We start from the raw sequence: 15,274 nt of genomic DNA, 5'->3' as shown, positions 1-15,274 counted from the left end.
GCGGGAGTCGCTATCCGGAAAGTAGCTTTGCGGATAGCGATTCTCGGAAACGTCAAACCGCTACGGCCGTGCCGCCCTCAGCTCCACACCCGCCGCACCGCCGCCATCGCCGCCTCGGCGAACGCCGCCGGCCCCGCCGCCGCCAGCTCCGGATTGATCACCTCGACGCTCACCACCCCGTCGAACCCCGTCGCCTCCACCGCCCCGCGGAACGCCGCCAGATCGAAGACCCCGTCCCCGGGCATCACGCGACCGGTCATGCATTCGGTGTACAGGTCGGCGTCGGCCCCGAGCGCCCGCGGATGGTCGTCGAGCTGCACATAGCCGAACTCCGCGACCGGCAGCGCACGGACGTCGTCCAGGCTGCCCGGCCCGTGGAAGACATGCCACGAGTCGACCAGCACGCCCGCCCGGTCCGTGCCCGCGTGCTGCACCAACGCCCGCGCGTCGGCAACCGTCGCCACCGGGCTGAACGGCAGGAACTCCACGGCAGCCTTCCCGCCCGCCGCCGCGATGATCTCCGCACAGCCCGCGAACAGGTCGCGGCACCGGGCATCCGGCGCGATCGTCACCATGCCCAGCGCGAACGACGCGCCGAACGCCGCGATGGCCTCGGCCACTTGCCGTGCCCCGTCCAACGTCGACGCCTCGTCCTCCGCGACCACGAAGCCCAGCATCTCCGGACACGTCAGCCCGGCAGCGGCGACCTGCGCGGCGAGCTGCTCGTACGACGCGCCGGCCTCGCGGTACGCCGCCAACGTGAACGCGTCGAGACTCAGCGCCTCGAACCCGGCCGCGCGCACACCGTCCAGCAGCTCCGCGAAGTCGACCGGCTTCGGCGCCCCCGCGAACGGCGAGAACGTGAAGGTGTTGAGGCAAAACGTCGGCACGTCGCGCACTCCCGTCGCGGCGGCCCCCAGCGAGTCCGAGGGCGGGCGCCCGACGCTACCCCAGAACCGAACGACTTTCGACACCCCAGTTCGACTAATCGAACAGCTGGTAGTGGAGAGTTGGATGCACGACGCGCCGAAGAAGGAAGCGCCGGAGGAGGTGCGGCGGGGAGCGGGTGGGGAACGCCGGCGGAGGGCATGGCGAGATCGAGAAGGCGAGGGCAGAAGTGGGCCGCGGCAGGAGGAGAGGCCCGACTGCCCGCGCACCACCCTCGGCGTCGGGCCGCGCACTTTCGGACCGCCGCCCGCCTCACCCCCCCCCGAGAGCAAGCGAAAGCGTCAGAGCCGGAGAAGTGAAGGGGAGCACACGTACACACCGCAGTGGAAAGGGCGGAGGGAGCAACCTCACCCCCGCCGCACCGGCAAACGCCCTCAGTGATGGAACCCGCCCGCCGCCGGTCCCGCCATCGGATGCGGCTGCTCCTTGAGCCGTTCGCACAGTCTGCGCAGGTCCTCCAGGAGCACATCCGCAAGATCGTGACTGAACCCGTTCCGCACCACCACGCGCATCACCTCCAAGTCCGTCCGCTCCGCCGGGAACGTGTACGCCGGCAGCAGCCACCCCCGCTCCCGCAGCCCGCGCGCCACGTCGAACACGTTGAACCGCGTCTCCTCGGCCCGCACCTTGAAGGCGAACACCGGCAGCTCGTCGCCCTTGGTCAGCAGCTCGAACGGCCCCTGATCGGCAATGTGCGCCGACAGATACGTCGCCACGTTCCGGCAGTTCTGCTGCACCCGCCGGTAGCCCTCCCGCCCCAGTCGCAGGAAGTTGTAGTACTGCGCAATGACTTGCGCCCCCGGCCGGGAGAAGTTCAGGGCGAACGTCGGCATCTCGCCGCCGAGGTAGTTGACCCGGAACACCAGCTCCTTCGGCAGCGCCTCGTCGTCGCGCCAGACCACCCAGCCGACGCCGGGGTAGACGAGCCCGTACTTGTGCCCTGACGTGTTGATCGACGCGACCCGCGGCAGGCGGAAGTCCCACACCAGGTCCGGGTCGAGGAACGGCGCGATCATCGCCCCCGACGCGCCGTCGACGTGCACCGGAATGTCCGGCCCGCCGCCCGCGTGCAGCGTGTCCAGCGCGGCGCAGATCTCCTCGACGGGCTCGTACGACCCGTCGAACGTCGACCCGAGGATCGCCACCACGCCGATGGTGTTCTCGTCGCACAGCGCCACCGCTTCCGGCGCGCCGAGGTGGAAGCAGTCGCCCTGCATCGGCACATACCGCGGCTCGACCTCGAAGTAGTTGGCGAACTTCTCCCAGCACACCTGGACGTTGATGCCCATCACGAGGTTGGGCTTGTCGTACGGCAGCCCCGCGGCCTTGCGCCGCTGCTGCCACCGCCGCTTCAGCGCCAGTCCGGCGAGCATGCACGCCTCGCTGGACCCGGTCGTCGAACACCCCATCGCGCGTTCGGCGTCCGGCGCGTTCCACAGGTCGGCGAGGATCGACACGCACCGCAGCTCCATGATCGCGGTCTGCGGGTACTCGTCCTTGTCGATCATGTTCTTGTCGCGGCACTCGGCCATCAGCACGCCGGCCTGCGGCTCCATGTACGTGGTGACGAACGTCGCCATGTTGAGCCGTGCGTTGCCGTCGAGCATCAGCTCGTCGTGCACGATCTGGAAGGCGGTGTCCGGCTCGATCTCGCCTTCCGGGATCCGGTGGCGCGGAATCTGGATGTCGTCGCGCGTGTAGAGCGGGTTGACCGGAACATCGCGGTCCGGACCCGTCGGGCCGCCGGGGTGCTTGAGTGCCAACGCATGCCTCCGCAGTCGTCGTGCCGCCGAACCGGGCCGGAATCTCCCCGGAACCCACTGGAACCCACCGGAATCCGTTCGGAATCCGCCCGGAATTCCGAACATATGCCGTAAAACCGGTCGCCATCGAGACGACATGCCGACCGGCCTGCCGATCACATCCGCGCTCCGCTGTGGTACTTGTGGGTCGGCCGAACGAGCGACGCCCAGGGAGTGCGCATGACCGCCCACCGGTACGGCATCACCGTCCCGCTCAACGCACCCCTTGCCGAGCATCCGCGGCTGATCGCCGAACTGGCCGCGGCCGGATACACCGACATCTGGTCCGCGGAGATCGACGGCTTCGACGGGTTCACCCCGCTCACCGTCGCCGCGCTCGCCGACCCCGACGTGCGGCTCGGCACCGCGATCGTGTCCCCCTACACCCGCGGCCCGGCGACGCTCGCGATGAGCGCCGCGGCCCTCGCCGACCTGGCGCCCGGGCGTTTCCACCTCGGCATCGGCTCGGCGTCGCAGCTCATCGTCGAGTCGTGGAACGACGCCGAGTTCGACCGCCCGTACCAGCGGGTCCGGGACACGGTGCGCTTCCTGCGCGCCGCGTTCACCGGCGAGAAGGTCACCGAGAAATACGAGACGTTCCAGGTCCGCGGCTTCCGCCTCACCCGGCCGCCGCAGACCCCGCCGAAGATCCTGGTCGCCGCGCTGCGCTCCGGCATGCTGCGGCTGGCCGGGCGGGAAGGCGACGGGGCGATCGTCAACTGGCTGTCCGCGGAGGACGTCCGCCAGGTCGCGCCGTACGTCCACGAGGGCGGCCCGGACAAGGAGATCGTCGCGCGGATCTTCGTCTGCCCGATCGACGACCCGGTGCTGGTGCGGGCGATCGGACGGCGGATGATCACGTCGTACCTCAACGTGCCGGTGTACGCCGAGTTCCACCGGTGGCTGGGCCGGGGCGAGCTGCTGCAGCCGATGTGGGACGCGTGGGCGGCGGGCGACCGCAAACGCGCCCTCGAACTCGTCCCGGACGCGCTCGTCGACGACCTCGTCGTGCACGGCAGCCCGGAGGTGTGCCGCGCCAAGATCCAGGCCTACGTGGACGCGGGCGTGACCGTCCCGGTCCTGGCCGTCATCGACCCCCGCCCGGACGCGGGCCCGCTGGACGCGGCCTTGTCGCTGGCCCCCTGAGGAAGCACGGGAAGGCCGTCCGGCGCGCGCAACCCCGGCAGTCCGGGCGACTCCCGCGCGCGCTGCGGCCCCCGCACCTGCTCGGACGACCCCCGCGGCCCGAACGGCACGACCAGCACAGCGCCTTCGCCACTCGCGCATTCCCGCAGCACCGCCACCGTCACCCGCCACCGTGGATGCCCCGGCCGCCGCTCCGGCCGCGTCGCCGCCCCGCACAGCCGCGACGAACACGCCGGCTCCGCCGGTCCGGTCGCAGCATCCGGCGCCTCGTCCACGACACCGCTCACCACTTGCGCCACTCGCCCTGCCCCATCCCTGCCCCGTCTCTTCCCCGGCCCCCGCCCCAACCGGCGCCGGACCGACCGGCCTCATGGCTCCCCCGATCCCGCCCCGGTCAGACAGGTGTGCGACCGCGGTTCCTCCAACCGGCCCACACCCTGCGCCACATGGCCCAACGACCGGACGCTGTAATGGTGATGCCCGCCACCAAAACCGGCGCGTTCACGAAGGGGAAGTGAGCGGCATGCCCAGAACCGGCGAGACAACCGAGCACCCGACTCCGCACACCGATGGCCCGCACGAGACCGATGCCGCCGCAAGCAATGCCGGCGCACGCAATGCCGCCGCAATCGCCGGGAGCCTCCCCGCGGCCGCGGTCGGCATGGCCTTCGCCACCGCCGTCCTCGCCGGCGCGCTCCGCCCGGTGGCCGGCAACAACGTGCTCTTTCTCCTCGCCGCAGCCTGGCCGCTGATCGCCGTCGCCGGCGCACCCGTGCTCGGCGTACGGCCGCGCCGCGCGGGCATCATCACCTACATGGCACTGCTCTTGGGGCCGGTCAGCGCGGTGGCTCCCGGACTCGCCCTGCCGTGGTTCCTGTGGCGACGCGACAGCGCCGCCTACAGCGGAGGCAACAGCGACGGCACCGGCAAAGGCATCGGCAACGGCATCGGCAACGGCAACGGCAACGGCAAAGACACCGTCAACGGCAACGGCGACCGGATCCGCGTTCTCGGCCGCGAGATCCCCGCCGGAGCCGTGTGGGCAGCCCCGGTCGGTGCCCTGCTGCTGGTCTTCGCCGCGTTGCGCGGATTTGCCGTCCCGGTGCACTGGGCGCTGGCTCCGGCCCTGGCCTACGTCGTCCAGCAGACGCCGCGCCCGCGCCCCACCGCGGCCTGGTCGATCGCGATCGCCGGACTCGCGGTGTCGCCATGGGGGTTGGCGCTGGCCGCGCTGGTGATCTACGTCCCGCTGCTCCTCGTCGGCGTGTGGTTCGTGGCGCGGCGGCTGTTCGCCGGATCGCTCGGACTGCGCAGCGTCCGCACCGCCGTTGCCGGCGCAGCCCTGTTCACCGTGCTCTGCGAGTGGACCGGCGGCAGCGCGCCCGTTCCGTAGGCGACGAGGGCTCCCTAGATCGCCGGGGGCGGTGCCACCGGCCGGGACGGGTCAGGTCGGAGGCGGAACCAGGCGGCGAACGCCAGGGAACCGAGGAAGAAGACGCCGAAGATGACGCCGGTGCGGACCAGCATGGCCGTGGTCGTGCCGTCGACGACGCCCGCCGGGTCGGTCAGGACCAGGACGAACAGGAACGTGGCCGCGGCGTAGAGCGCCAGCCATGCGGTTTTGCTCCAGCCCCACAACAGACCGCCGTCCAGGCCCCGCATCGGAAGTAGGCCGAAGACCAGGGCCACCACGCCCCCGACGAACGTCTGTGTCAGGACGTCCTCGCCGAAGACGAGCCAGAAGCCGGGGTGCCCGGCGTCGCCCGCCGCCGCGTGCACGGGGATCCGTGCGACCCACGCCGCGCCCGCCAGCAGCGCGAGGAGCAGCGCGCCGATCCCGACCGCACGTCCTTCCTGCGCCGGGGTCAGCGCCCGCGCCCCGAGGGCGGTGAACGCCAGGACCAGGCCGAAGACGTAACCCGGTGTCAGGTCCGCGAGCCGGGACACCACCGCGAGCAGCGCCGCGATGCCGAGCGCGCCCCACACCAGCGACGGCACCGACGGTATTCCGCTCACCCGGCGCCGGTACGCCTCCGCGCTGGCCGAGTACGTCAGCACGGCGAGCGGCACCGCGACCACCATCGCCAGCCCGAGTGTCAGCGTCCCGCGGTCGAAGTCCAGCCCCGGGTCGGCGACGAGCGCGAACAGGGAGGACAGCAGGACGAAGGCGAGGACGTGGAGCTTGGGGAAGCGCGGGTGGCGGCGCGGCGCCCGGCCGCCCGGGCGGAAGAACCGGCGGATTCGTTCGCGCTGCTCCTCGATCGTGCGGTTCACGATCTCCGCGCCTGCTCCGACGACCGCGATCGCGATCGTCGAGCCGACCGCGGCCGCGGCGACCGTGCCCGGGTGGTGGAACACGTCGGCGGGCTGCGGGAGTTGCGCGGCGGATGCGGAGCGTCCGGGGGCGAGCGGGGCGCCCTGGCTGTGCGGCGTGACGGGGGTGGCGGCCGAGGCGAGGGTGAGCGCGGCTTGTGCGGTGCCGTCGAAGTGGTCGACGGTGCAGGCCGCGGTGAGCGGGACGTTTCCGGTGGCGTCGGCGGGCAGGAGGAGGTCGGCGTCGAAGCTGCCGTCCGCCGCGACCCGGGTGCGGCCGATCTCGCGGGAGCCGAGGGCCAGGGCGATCTCGCCGGTGCGTCCCGCACCGGCGTCGGCGCAGCCGGTGAAGTACTTGCCGGTGGCGTGGAACCGGCCGCCGGGTGCGGGGTTCCGCGGGGTGACGGCGAGTTCGGTGGGGGTGACGGTGAAGGTGGTCGTCAGCTCGCGGGTGTCGTGGCCGCTGACGCACGGCACGGTGATCTTGTGGGGGCCGCGCGTGCCGCTGACCGGGACCTGGAGCCGGATGGCCCGGTCGATGCCGTCGGTGCCGGTCGCGGTCGAGGGGGCGTCGTCCGGGAGGAGGTCCGTCTCGTCCCACGCCGCCCACATGCTGTTCCGCAGCGACGCCATGTCGTCGCCGCGCGGGCACGACGCCTTGATCCACACCACGAAGGTCGACCCGGGCAGTCCGGACGACGGCGCCGCGGTCGCGGAGTTCGCGGGGAGATTCGCGGGCGGTGCGATGGGTGCGGGAGACGGGCGTCCGGTCGTCTGCGACCGGCCGGTCATCTTCACCGGGGCCACGACCGGGGCCCCGGTGGAGGCTTTCCGGTCGGCGGCGTGGCACACGGCCTGGACCTGGTTGCTGTCCACCTCGTGTTCGGTGACCTTGTGGCGCAGGGTGAAGCTGTAGCCGTTGGCGTCGTTCATGGGGAGGCCGGCGGCGAGGAGGTACCGGTAGTCGCCCATGTTGCCGCCGTCGGGATGCCACAGCAGGAAGACGTCGATGCTGCCGTCCGGGCAGCCGCGCATGCCGGTGCCGCGGATCTCCAACGTGGTGCCGACGTCGGCCTGTTGCGGTGAGACGGTGATCCGGGCCGCGGCGTCCAACGACGCCGGTGCCGTCGCCGCCCCGGCGGCCGATGACACGCCCGCCGCCGACAGCACTCCCGTCAGTGCGCACACGGCCAGTACCCACCACCGCACGACAACCCCGCGCAGCATCAAAGCGACCCGCCCCCGATTTCCGACACACGACGCCCGGCCGTGCTTCCGCACGGCCGGGCGATCAGCGGTCTCTCATATATCAGTTCGCGGGCACACGGCGCCTCTCCACGACCCTCGACGGCCAGGGCGTGTCTGGTGGATCTTCACACCCCTCACGCCGCCTGGCACCGCATCCGGGCCTGGCGGCCCTCCCAAGGCCGCGTTGCAGGCCCTTGCGAGTACGAGAAAGTACGAGCTGCGGGCCTGCGCCTTGCGATGCACGGCACCAGAGGACGTGAGGGGCGCGAATATCCACCGGTCACGCCCTAGGCGATGCCGAGCACCCGCAGCGCGTTCTCGCGCAGGAACTTCGGCCACACCTCCGCCTTGAGCGGCACGTGCGGGAGCTCCGAGAAGATCCGGTCGAGGGTGAGGCCGTATGGGAAGTAGCCCGCGTACAGGATCTTGTCGGCGCCGCGGGTGTTGGCGTAGTCGATGATCGCGCGCGGGTAGTGCTTCGGTGCGAACGCCGACGAAGACCAGTGCAGGCCCGGCCACTTGAGCATCAGCTTGACCGCGAGGTCGCACCACGGTTCGCCGCCGTGCCGCATGACGACGGTCAGTTCCGGGAAGTCGTAGCAGACCTGGTCGAACCGCATGACGTCCTGCGCGGTCGCGGGGACGCGCGGGCCGGGGATGCCCGCGTTGACGAAGACCGGCAGGCCGAGTTCGACGCAGGCCGCGTACAGCGGGTAGGCGGCGCGGTCGTCGATCGGCACCGGGGGAGTGCAGCCGCACGGGAAGAACGACGCCGCGACGATGCCGGCTTCCTCGTGGGCCCGGCGCAGCGCGCGGACGCCCTCGACGATGCCCTGCGACGGGTCGACCTGGAAGCTGCCGAGCAGCCGGTCGGGGTACTGCTTGACCGCGGCGATGGTGCCTTCATCCGCGAAGGAGACGGGGATGAGGGCTTTGTCGACGCCGAACGCGTCCATGGCGGCGACGAGGTCGTCCGCGGAGGTGGCGGAGCGCTCCATGTCCGGAAGGTCTTTGAACATGTATCCGGCGGGGTGCGTCATGCCGCTGCGGGAGTCCTCGTCGCGCAGCGTGCCCGCCATGGCGGTCGCCCACCAGCGGCGGTCCTTGTTGGGGAGACCCATGAGGGTGTCGACGACGCCGACACCGGCCGGAAAGACCATGAGACGCACCTTCCTGGAAGTCCTGCGGAGGTCCCGGGAGCGGAGAGGGAGCAGGCGGGAGCAGAGGGGAGCGGAAATGCCGGTGTCCCGGCAGCGGGAGCCGCCGGGACACCGCGCACGGGCGTATTACCGGGTCACGATGATGGACGACCCGTGGCCGAACAGGCCCTGGTTGGCGGTGATGCCGACCTTGGCGTCCGGGACCTGGCGGTCGCCCGCCTGGCCGCGCAGCTGCCAGGTCAGTTCGCATACCTGGGCGATGGCCTGCGCGGGGACCGCCTCGCCGAACGAGCCGAGGCCGCCCGACGCGTTGACGGGGATACGGCCGGTGATCTCCGTCTGGCCGTCACGGAGGAGTTTCTCCGCTTCGCCGCGGCCGCAGATCTGGAGGTCTTCGATCCAGTCGAGTTCCAGGGCGGTGGAGAGGTCGTAGACCTCGGCCAGGCTCAGGTCCTCGGGGCCGATGCCGGCCTCGTCGTAGGCGGCCTGCGCGAGCGAGGCGCGGAACGACAGGTCGTTCGGCGCGACGGCGGCGGACGAGTCGGTGGCGATGTCCGGCATTTCGATGATGGCGCTCGGGAAGGTCGGGGTGACCGTGGAGACCGCGGCGATGCGCACCGGCTTGGTGGTGCGCTTGGCGGCGAACTCCTTGCTGCACAGCACGACCGCGGCGGCGCCGTCGGAGGTGGCGCAGATGTCCATCAGACGCAGCGGGTCGGCGACGACCGGCGACGCGGCGACGTCGTCGAGGGTGAACGCCTTGCGGTAGCGGGCGTTCGGGTTGGCGAGGCCGTTCTTGGCGTTCTTGACCTTGACCCGGGCGAAGTCCTCGACGGTGGCGCCGTACAGGTCGATGCGGCGGCGCGCGTAGAGGCCGAAGTAGGTCGGGTTGGTGGCGCCGAGGACGTGGAAGCGGACCCAGTCCGGGTCGTCCGGGCGGTCGCCGCCGACGGGGGCGAAGAAGCCCTTGGGGGCGGCGTCGGCGCCGACCACGAGGGCGACGTCGACGAGGCCGGCGAGGATCTGCGCGCGGGCGTTGGCGATCGCGTGCGAGCCGGAGGCGCAGGCCGCGTAGGAGCTGCTGACCCGGGCGCCGGTCCAGCCGAGGGCCTGCGCGAAGGTGGCGCCCGCGACGAAGCCGGGGTAGCCGTTGCGGATGGTGTCGGCGCCGGCGACGTACTGGATGTCGCGCCAGTCGAGGCCGGCGTCGGCGAGGGCGTCCTGGGCCGCCTTGATGCCGTATTCGACGAAGTTGCGGCCCCACTTGCCCCACGGGTGCATGCCCGCGCCGAGGACGACGATTTCGCGGTCGCTCACGATGCCGCTCCCGTCCGCTTGAACTTCCAGGTGGTGTAGACGTGCTCGTCGGTCTCGTAGAGCACGCCCGGGACGACCTCGACCTCGGCGCCGACGGTCAGGTCGTCGACGGTGATGCCGGGCTCGGCCTGGCCGAGCACGATCATGCCTTCTTCGGCCAGCTCGACGGCGACGATGGTGAACGGCACCCATTCGGTGTCCGGGTCCGACACGTACGGCGCCGGCGGGCGGTATCCCGCGTTGGTGTACGACCACACGGTCCCGCGCCCGGAGAGCTTGACCTCTTCGAATTCGCGGCCCGCGCACGCGGGGTTCTTGCAGAACGTGTCCTGCCGGGGGAAGAACACGGTCCCGCAGGCGGTGCACCGGGTGCCGAGGAGGCGGAAGTCCTCGTCGTCCGCGGTGAACCAGCCCGGGACCACGGGCTTGTGGTCCTTCATCGCCCGGGCCTCCTTCGTGTCGGGTGCAGTCCTCTCCGGAGGGTTCCGGTGGAGGCTGGCGCCTTGGGGTCGGTCCGGGGCCGGGCGGGCCCCGTCCCCCTATTCTGACGGTACGTCAGTTACCCGGGGCAAGGAGGTGGGCAGTCGCAATGCTCACACCGCGTCACACGACGAGTGCCTTCGCGGGCGGCCGGTAGTCCGGGGCGACCAGTCCGCTGCGCCGCCACAGGGCCAGTCCGGGGCCTGCCATCAGGTCGTTTTCCTCGAAGAACTTGACCAGGCGGCGCGCCCAGGCGCGGAGGGTCTCGTGGTGGTGGGGGTTGGCGAGGGCTTCGGCGCGGGCGAGCTTCGGGTCGAGGCCGACCGCGGCATAGACGCCGGGGTGGATCAGATGCCGGGCGATGACGTGTGCGGAGCGGGCGATGACGAGGCGGCTGAAGGCCATCTCGGCGCGGTTGAGGCGCGGCGCGCGGCGGACGACCTCTTCGCGGGCGTAGCGGACGTGCCGGGCTTCCTCGATGACGTGGATCCGTGCCACGCCGCGGACCAGCGGCTGGATCGTCTCGTCCTGCATCATTTCGCGCTGCGCGGTGTCGAGGATCTCCTCGGCGATGAGTGCGGCGGCGAACGTCTGTATGCCGAAGCCGATGGTCTTCATGACCCGGCCCAGTTCGTGCGCGTGCTTGCCGGGGCCGTAGTTGGGTGCCTCGAACTTCTCGATCATCCGGCCGAACATCGTCGAATGGCGGCATTCGTCGGCGATCTCGGTGAACGCGTACTGGACGTGGCGGCTCGTCATGTCCTGGTCGTAGGCGTGCCGGATCAGCAGCTGCATGAGGATGACCTCGAACCAGATGCCGACGCTGGCGGTGCTGGCCACTTCGTGGCGGCTCAGGTCGATGCGCTGCTGGGCGCTCATCCGCCCCCAGGTGCGGGTGCCGTAGAGGGTGCAGCGCTCCTCGGCGATGAAGTAGGTGTCGGGCAGCAGCGGAGCCGCCCAGTCGATGTCCTTGAGCGGGTCGAACGAGTTCTTCGCGGACGCGGCCAACAGGCGCTCCGCGGTCACCTCGCGGTCCTTGACGCCAGACGCAACCGCCATGGCCCGGGCCCTCCTCGTCGTGAAGCCGTGTCGTGGGGTGTTACCGCAAGTAACATCCCTCGCCGGGTGGCCCCGTGTCAACATGTGCGCATGCCTTCCGCAGCTCAGCAGCCCGCCGTCCCGGAGATCCTCTGGCGCCCCTCCGCGGAGCGGGTCGCCGCCGCACGGATCACCGACTTCGCCGGCTACGTCGGCGCCGAGCAGGGGCTGGGCGACCACGAGGGCTACGCGGCGCTGTGGCAGTGGTCGGTCGACGACCCGGACGGTTTCTGGGCCTCGGTCTGCGCCTATTTCGACATCGCCTTCACCGGCCCGCCGAACCGTGTCCTCGCCGATCCCGGGATGCCGGGCGCCGTCTGGTTCCCCGGCGCCCGCCTCAACTACGCGCGCCATGCGCTGCGCCGCGCCGAGACCCACCCGGACGAGACCGCGATCGTCCACGTCGACGAGTCCCTCGAGCCGCGCGAGATCAGCTGGGGCGAGCTGCGCCGGCAGGTCGCCGCGGCCGCGCACCGGCTGCGCGGTCTCGGTATCGGACCGGGCGACCGGGTGGCCGGCTACCTGCCGAACATCCCCGAGGCGGTGGTCGCGCTGCTGGCCTGCGCGAGCATCGGTGCGGTGTGGTCGTCCTGCGCGCCCGACTTCGGGGCGCGCAGCGTCCTGGACCGGCTCCAGCAGATCGAGCCCGTCGCGCTGGTCACCGTGGACGGCTACCGGTACGCGGGCAAGGAGATCGACCGGCGGGCCGAGGTCGCCGAGCTGATCGCGGAGCTGCCGACGGTCCGCACCGTCGTGCACGTCCCGCTGCTCGGCACGCCGGCGGACGGCGACGCGGTGGCGTGGGCCGACCTGATCGCCGAGCCGGCCGCCGGGGACGCCGGGATTCCCGAGGACTTCGAACCCGTCCCGTTCGACCATCCGCTGTGGATCCTGTACTCGTCCGGCACGACCGGCCTGCCGAAGGCGATCGTGCAGGGCCACGGCGGCATCCTGCTCGAACACGTCAAGCACAACGCCCTGCACCTCGACCTGGGGCCCGGCGACCGCTTCTTCTGGTTCACGTCCACCGGCTGGATGATGTGGAACCTGCTGGTGGGCGGCCTCCTCGTGGGCGCGACGATCGTGTTGTACGACGGCAGCCCCGGCCACCCCGGCCCCGACGTGCAGTGGACCGTCGCCGAACGCACCGGCACCACCGTCTACGGCACCAGCGCCGCCTACGTCATGGCCTGCCGCAAGAAGGGCCTGCGCCCCCGCGACACCCACGACCTGTCCAAGGTCCGCGCGCTGGGCACCACCGGGTCGCCGCTGCCGCCGGACGGCTTCCGCTGGGTGTACGAGGCCGCGCACCCCGACGTGTGGCTCGCGTCCGTCAGCGGCGGCACCGACGTGTGCAGTGCCTTCCTCGGCGGCGTCCCGACGCTGCCGGTGTACTGCGGCGAACTCCAGGCCCGGCTGCTCGGCTGCGCCATCGAGGCCTGGGACGAAGCGGGCCGTCCGGTCGTGGACGAGGTCGGCGAACTGGTCATCACCAAGCCCATGCCGTCCATGCCGGTGTTCTTCTGGAACGACCCGGACCACGAGCGCTACCGCGCCGCCTACTTCGACACCTTTCCGGGCGTGTGGCGGCACGGCGACTGGATCACCCTCACCGGCCGCGGCACCGTCGTCGTGCACGGCCGCTCCGACTCGACGCTCAATCGGCAGGGCGTCCGGATGGGCTCCGCGGACATCTACGAGGCCGTCGAACGCATCCCGGAGGTCGCCGAGTCGCTCGTGGTCGGGATCGAGCAGCCCGACGGCGGCTACTGGATGCCGCTGTTCGTGGTGCCCGCGCCCGGCGCCGTCCTCGACGACGCGTTGCGAGACCGCATCAAACAGGTCATCCGCACCGAGGTCTCGCCGCGGCACGTCCCCGACGAGATCCTCGAAGCGCCCGGCGTCCCACACACCCTCACCGGCAAGCGCATCGAAATCCCGGTGAAGAAACTCCTGCAAGGCAAAAGCCTGGACACCGCCGTCAACCCCGGTTCGGTGGACGACATGGAAATCCTCGGTTTCTATGCGCGACTGGGACGCGAACGGAACACGAAACAGCAATAAACGCGCAACAAGAAACGCCAGTGCGGCAAGCGGCGCACGGGGAACCCGGTACCGTCCGAGCACGGTGATACTGTGCCGAGGCGGCTCACAAGGCGTCATCTGGCTCGGGAGTCGGCCGATATCCTGACCCCGGCCGCCGTCGCCGGCCTTCCCGCGCGTCCCTGGAGTCCCCTGCCGTTATGTCCTTCCCACGCGTGCTCGTCACGTCTTGCCGTGAGCTGTGCACGCGCGCACCGCGGACCCCCTACGGAACGCACCGCGACAAGACCTTCGGCAACCAGCAGCGCCTGCTGCGCATCGGCATCGCCGCCGCCGTCCTCGCCCTCGCGGTCTGGGGCATATGGGCGTACCTGCAGCGCACGGTGATGTGGAACATGCTCGACCTGAGCGTGTACTACAACGCGGTCGACTCGCTGAAGGACAATCAGGACGCGCTGTACACGAGCAACTTCGGCACGTGGAAGCTGCCGTTCATCTACCCGCCGTTCTCCGCGCTGACGTTCTTCGGGCTCGTCCCGATGGGCTTCGCCGGGCTCAAGTGGTTCATGACCGTCACCAGCCTCCTCGCGCTCGCCGCGGTGGTGTGGACGTCGTGGGGCATGCTCGGCTACCGCCGCTCGGCGGGGCGTGCGGGCGCCACGCTCGCGACGTTCGCCGTCGTCCTGTGGTTCGAGCCGGTCGTGTGGACCCTCGAATGGGGCCAGGTCAACCTCGCGCTGCTCGCCGTCCTCATGTTCGACCTCGGGCAGCCCGACACCCGCCGCTGGAAGGGCGTGGGAGTCGGCCTGGCCGCCGGGTTCAAGCTCACCCCGCTGATCTTCATCGTCTACCTGGCGATGACCCGCCGGTTCCGTGCCGCGGGCGTCGCGCTCGGCACCTTCCTCGGCACCATCGGCCTCGGCTTCGTGCTGCTGCCGAGCGCGTCGGCGAAGTACTGGAGCGACATCGCCGAGATCAACAACCGGGTCAGCGAACAGCTCCCCGTCGGCACCCTCAACAACCAGTCCGTACAGGGCATGTTCCGGCGCATGCTGGACAGCGAGTCGCTCAGCAGCATGCTGTGGCTGCTGTGCTGCGCCGCCCTGGCGATCCTCGTGATGGTCGCCGCGGCGAAGGCCTCGCTCGCCGGGCAGGAACTCCTCGGTGTCGTCCTGGTCGGCGTGCTCAGCCTGCTGGTGTCGCCGATCTCGTGGTCGCACCACTGGGTGTGGGTGGTGCCCGCGTTCGTGCTGCTGCTGCACCACGCGCTGCGGCTGCGCCGCCGGATGTGGTGGTACGCCACCGCGGCGTTCCTGGCCTTCTACGGCACCTGGCCGCTGTCGCTCGACGTGAACGGCCACTGGGACGGCGGGCAGAAGCTCCAGCCGTGGGGCCTCATCTGGCTCGTGCCGCGCGACGGCAAGCGCGAGAACCGGTGGAACGTGTGGCAGTACTTCGTCGGCAACAGCTACCTGTTCGTCGGCATCGCGCTCACCGTGCTGGTCGCCTGGTCGGTGCTGCGCACGACCGCCGCCGCGGGGACCGGCGCCGGGGCGGAGGCCGAACCCGCCGACGTCGCGCCGCGGCCGCGGGCGGAGAAGGTCGCCGCGGAGTCCTGAGCGGCAGGCCGCCCGAACGATCCCGGTTCGCCCGCCCGTCCCGTCCCGCTTTCACCCGTTTGGCGCCACCGCGGCGCGGGGCGCGCGTCTGAATGGCGTG

11 protein-coding genes are annotated in these 15,274 nt (G+C 71.2%); 4 read left to right on the top strand and 7 right to left on the bottom strand.

Translation table 11 applies throughout. The features are described from left to right. Positions 1 to 77 precede the first annotated feature (77 nt). The gene (locus ACPA54_RS31575) at positions 78 to 890 is read right to left on the bottom strand and encodes a sugar phosphate isomerase/epimerase family protein (protein WP_423534878.1); all 813 of its coding nucleotides are present in this window, start codon (positions 888 to 890) and stop codon (positions 78 to 80) included. 432 nt (positions 891 to 1,322) lie between these two features. Further along, complete coding sequence (gad, locus tag ACPA54_RS31570; RefSeq protein ID WP_423534876.1) at positions 1,323 to 2,711, bottom strand: glutamate decarboxylase; 1,389 nt, start codon at positions 2,709 to 2,711, stop codon at positions 1,323 to 1,325. A 219-nt stretch (positions 2,712 to 2,930) separates the two neighbouring features. On the opposite strand from gad, the gene ACPA54_RS31565 reads away from it, so the two are divergent. Both ACPA54_RS31565 and ACPA54_RS31560 read left to right on the top strand, forming a co-directional pair. Further along, positions 2,931 to 3,896: an LLM class F420-dependent oxidoreductase gene (locus ACPA54_RS31565; RefSeq protein ID WP_423534875.1), complete on the top strand. Its 966-nt coding sequence runs from the start codon at positions 2,931 to 2,933 to the stop codon at positions 3,894 to 3,896. 523 nt (positions 3,897 to 4,419) lie between these two features. Further along, positions 4,420 to 5,289, top strand: a complete 870-nt coding sequence (locus ACPA54_RS31560; protein WP_423534873.1) for a hypothetical protein — start codon at positions 4,420 to 4,422, stop codon at positions 5,287 to 5,289. Positions 5,290 to 5,303: 14 nt separating this feature from the next. Here ACPA54_RS31560 and ACPA54_RS31555 read toward each other — a convergent pair whose 3' ends face one another. The 5 genes from ACPA54_RS31555 to ACPA54_RS31535 form a co-directional block, all read right to left on the bottom strand. After that, positions 5,304 to 7,436, bottom strand: a complete 2,133-nt coding sequence (locus tag ACPA54_RS31555) for an FGLLP motif-containing membrane protein (protein WP_423534871.1) — start codon at positions 7,434 to 7,436, stop codon at positions 5,304 to 5,306. A gap of 308 nt (positions 7,437 to 7,744) precedes the next feature. Then, positions 7,745 to 8,617, bottom strand: coding sequence for an amidohydrolase family protein (locus tag ACPA54_RS31550; protein ID WP_423534869.1), 873 nt, complete (start codon positions 8,615 to 8,617; stop codon positions 7,745 to 7,747). Between the two features lie 126 nt (positions 8,618 to 8,743). Next, positions 8,744 to 9,937 carry a lipid-transfer protein gene (locus ACPA54_RS31545; protein ID WP_345678698.1) on the bottom strand — a complete coding sequence of 398 codons (1,194 nt, stop codon included), beginning with the start codon at positions 9,935 to 9,937 and terminating at the stop codon, positions 8,744 to 8,746. Further along, positions 9,931 to 10,374, bottom strand: a complete 444-nt coding sequence (locus ACPA54_RS31540; RefSeq protein ID WP_345678662.1) for a Zn-ribbon domain-containing OB-fold protein — start codon at positions 10,372 to 10,374, stop codon at positions 9,931 to 9,933. The genes ACPA54_RS31545 and ACPA54_RS31540 overlap by 7 nt, the downstream gene beginning before the upstream one ends. Before the next feature lie 163 nt (positions 10,375 to 10,537). Next, positions 10,538 to 11,473: an AurF N-oxygenase family protein gene (locus ACPA54_RS31535; protein WP_423534867.1), complete on the bottom strand. Its 936-nt coding sequence runs from the start codon at positions 11,471 to 11,473 to the stop codon at positions 10,538 to 10,540. 90 nt (positions 11,474 to 11,563) lie between these two features. Here ACPA54_RS31535 and ACPA54_RS31530 point away from each other — a divergent pair, with 90 nt between their 5' ends. Both ACPA54_RS31530 and ACPA54_RS31525 read left to right on the top strand, forming a co-directional pair. Beyond that, entirely contained in the window at positions 11,564 to 13,576 is a 2,013-nt protein-coding gene (locus tag ACPA54_RS31530) for an acetoacetate--CoA ligase (RefSeq protein WP_423534865.1), read from the top strand. 179 nt (positions 13,577 to 13,755) lie between these two features. After that, the gene (locus tag ACPA54_RS31525; protein WP_423534863.1) at positions 13,756 to 15,174 is read left to right on the top strand and encodes a glycosyltransferase 87 family protein; all 1,419 of its coding nucleotides are present in this window, start codon (positions 13,756 to 13,758) and stop codon (positions 15,172 to 15,174) included. The last annotated feature ends 100 nt before the right edge of the window (positions 15,175 to 15,274 follow it).

The sequence above is a fragment of the Uniformispora flossi genome, assembly GCF_049534875.1.
GTDB lineage: Bacteria > Actinomycetota > Actinomycetes > Streptomycetales > Streptomycetaceae > Yinghuangia > Yinghuangia aomiensis.
Note: the sequence above shows the minus strand (reverse complement) of the source record. Positions and strands in the feature narration are given on the sequence as shown.

What these genes read in the sequence shown, in the direction of transcription:
- ACPA54_RS31565 (WP_423534875.1), top strand. Translation starts at nt 2,931, where the DNA reads ATGACCGCCCACCGGTACGGCATCACCGTCCCGCTCAACGCACCCCTT.
- ACPA54_RS31560 (WP_423534873.1), top strand. Translation starts at nt 4,420, where the DNA reads ATGCCCAGAACCGGCGAGACAACCGAGCACCCGACTCCGCACACCGAT.
- ACPA54_RS31555 (WP_423534871.1), bottom strand. Translation starts at nt 7,436, where the DNA reads ATGCTGCGCGGGGTTGTCGTGCGGTGGTGGGTACTGGCCGTGTGCGCA.
- ACPA54_RS31550 (WP_423534869.1), bottom strand. Translation starts at nt 8,617, where the DNA reads ATGGTCTTTCCGGCCGGTGTCGGCGTCGTCGACACCCTCATGGGTCTC.
- ACPA54_RS31540 (WP_345678662.1), bottom strand. Translation starts at nt 10,374, where the DNA reads ATGAAGGACCACAAGCCCGTGGTCCCGGGCTGGTTCACCGCGGACGAC.
- ACPA54_RS31535 (WP_423534867.1), bottom strand. Translation starts at nt 11,473, where the DNA reads ATGGCGGTTGCGTCTGGCGTCAAGGACCGCGAGGTGACCGCGGAGCGC.
- ACPA54_RS31530 (WP_423534865.1), top strand. Translation starts at nt 11,564, where the DNA reads ATGCCTTCCGCAGCTCAGCAGCCCGCCGTCCCGGAGATCCTCTGGCGC.
- ACPA54_RS31525 (WP_423534863.1), top strand. Translation starts at nt 13,756, where the DNA reads ATGTCCTTCCCACGCGTGCTCGTCACGTCTTGCCGTGAGCTGTGCACG.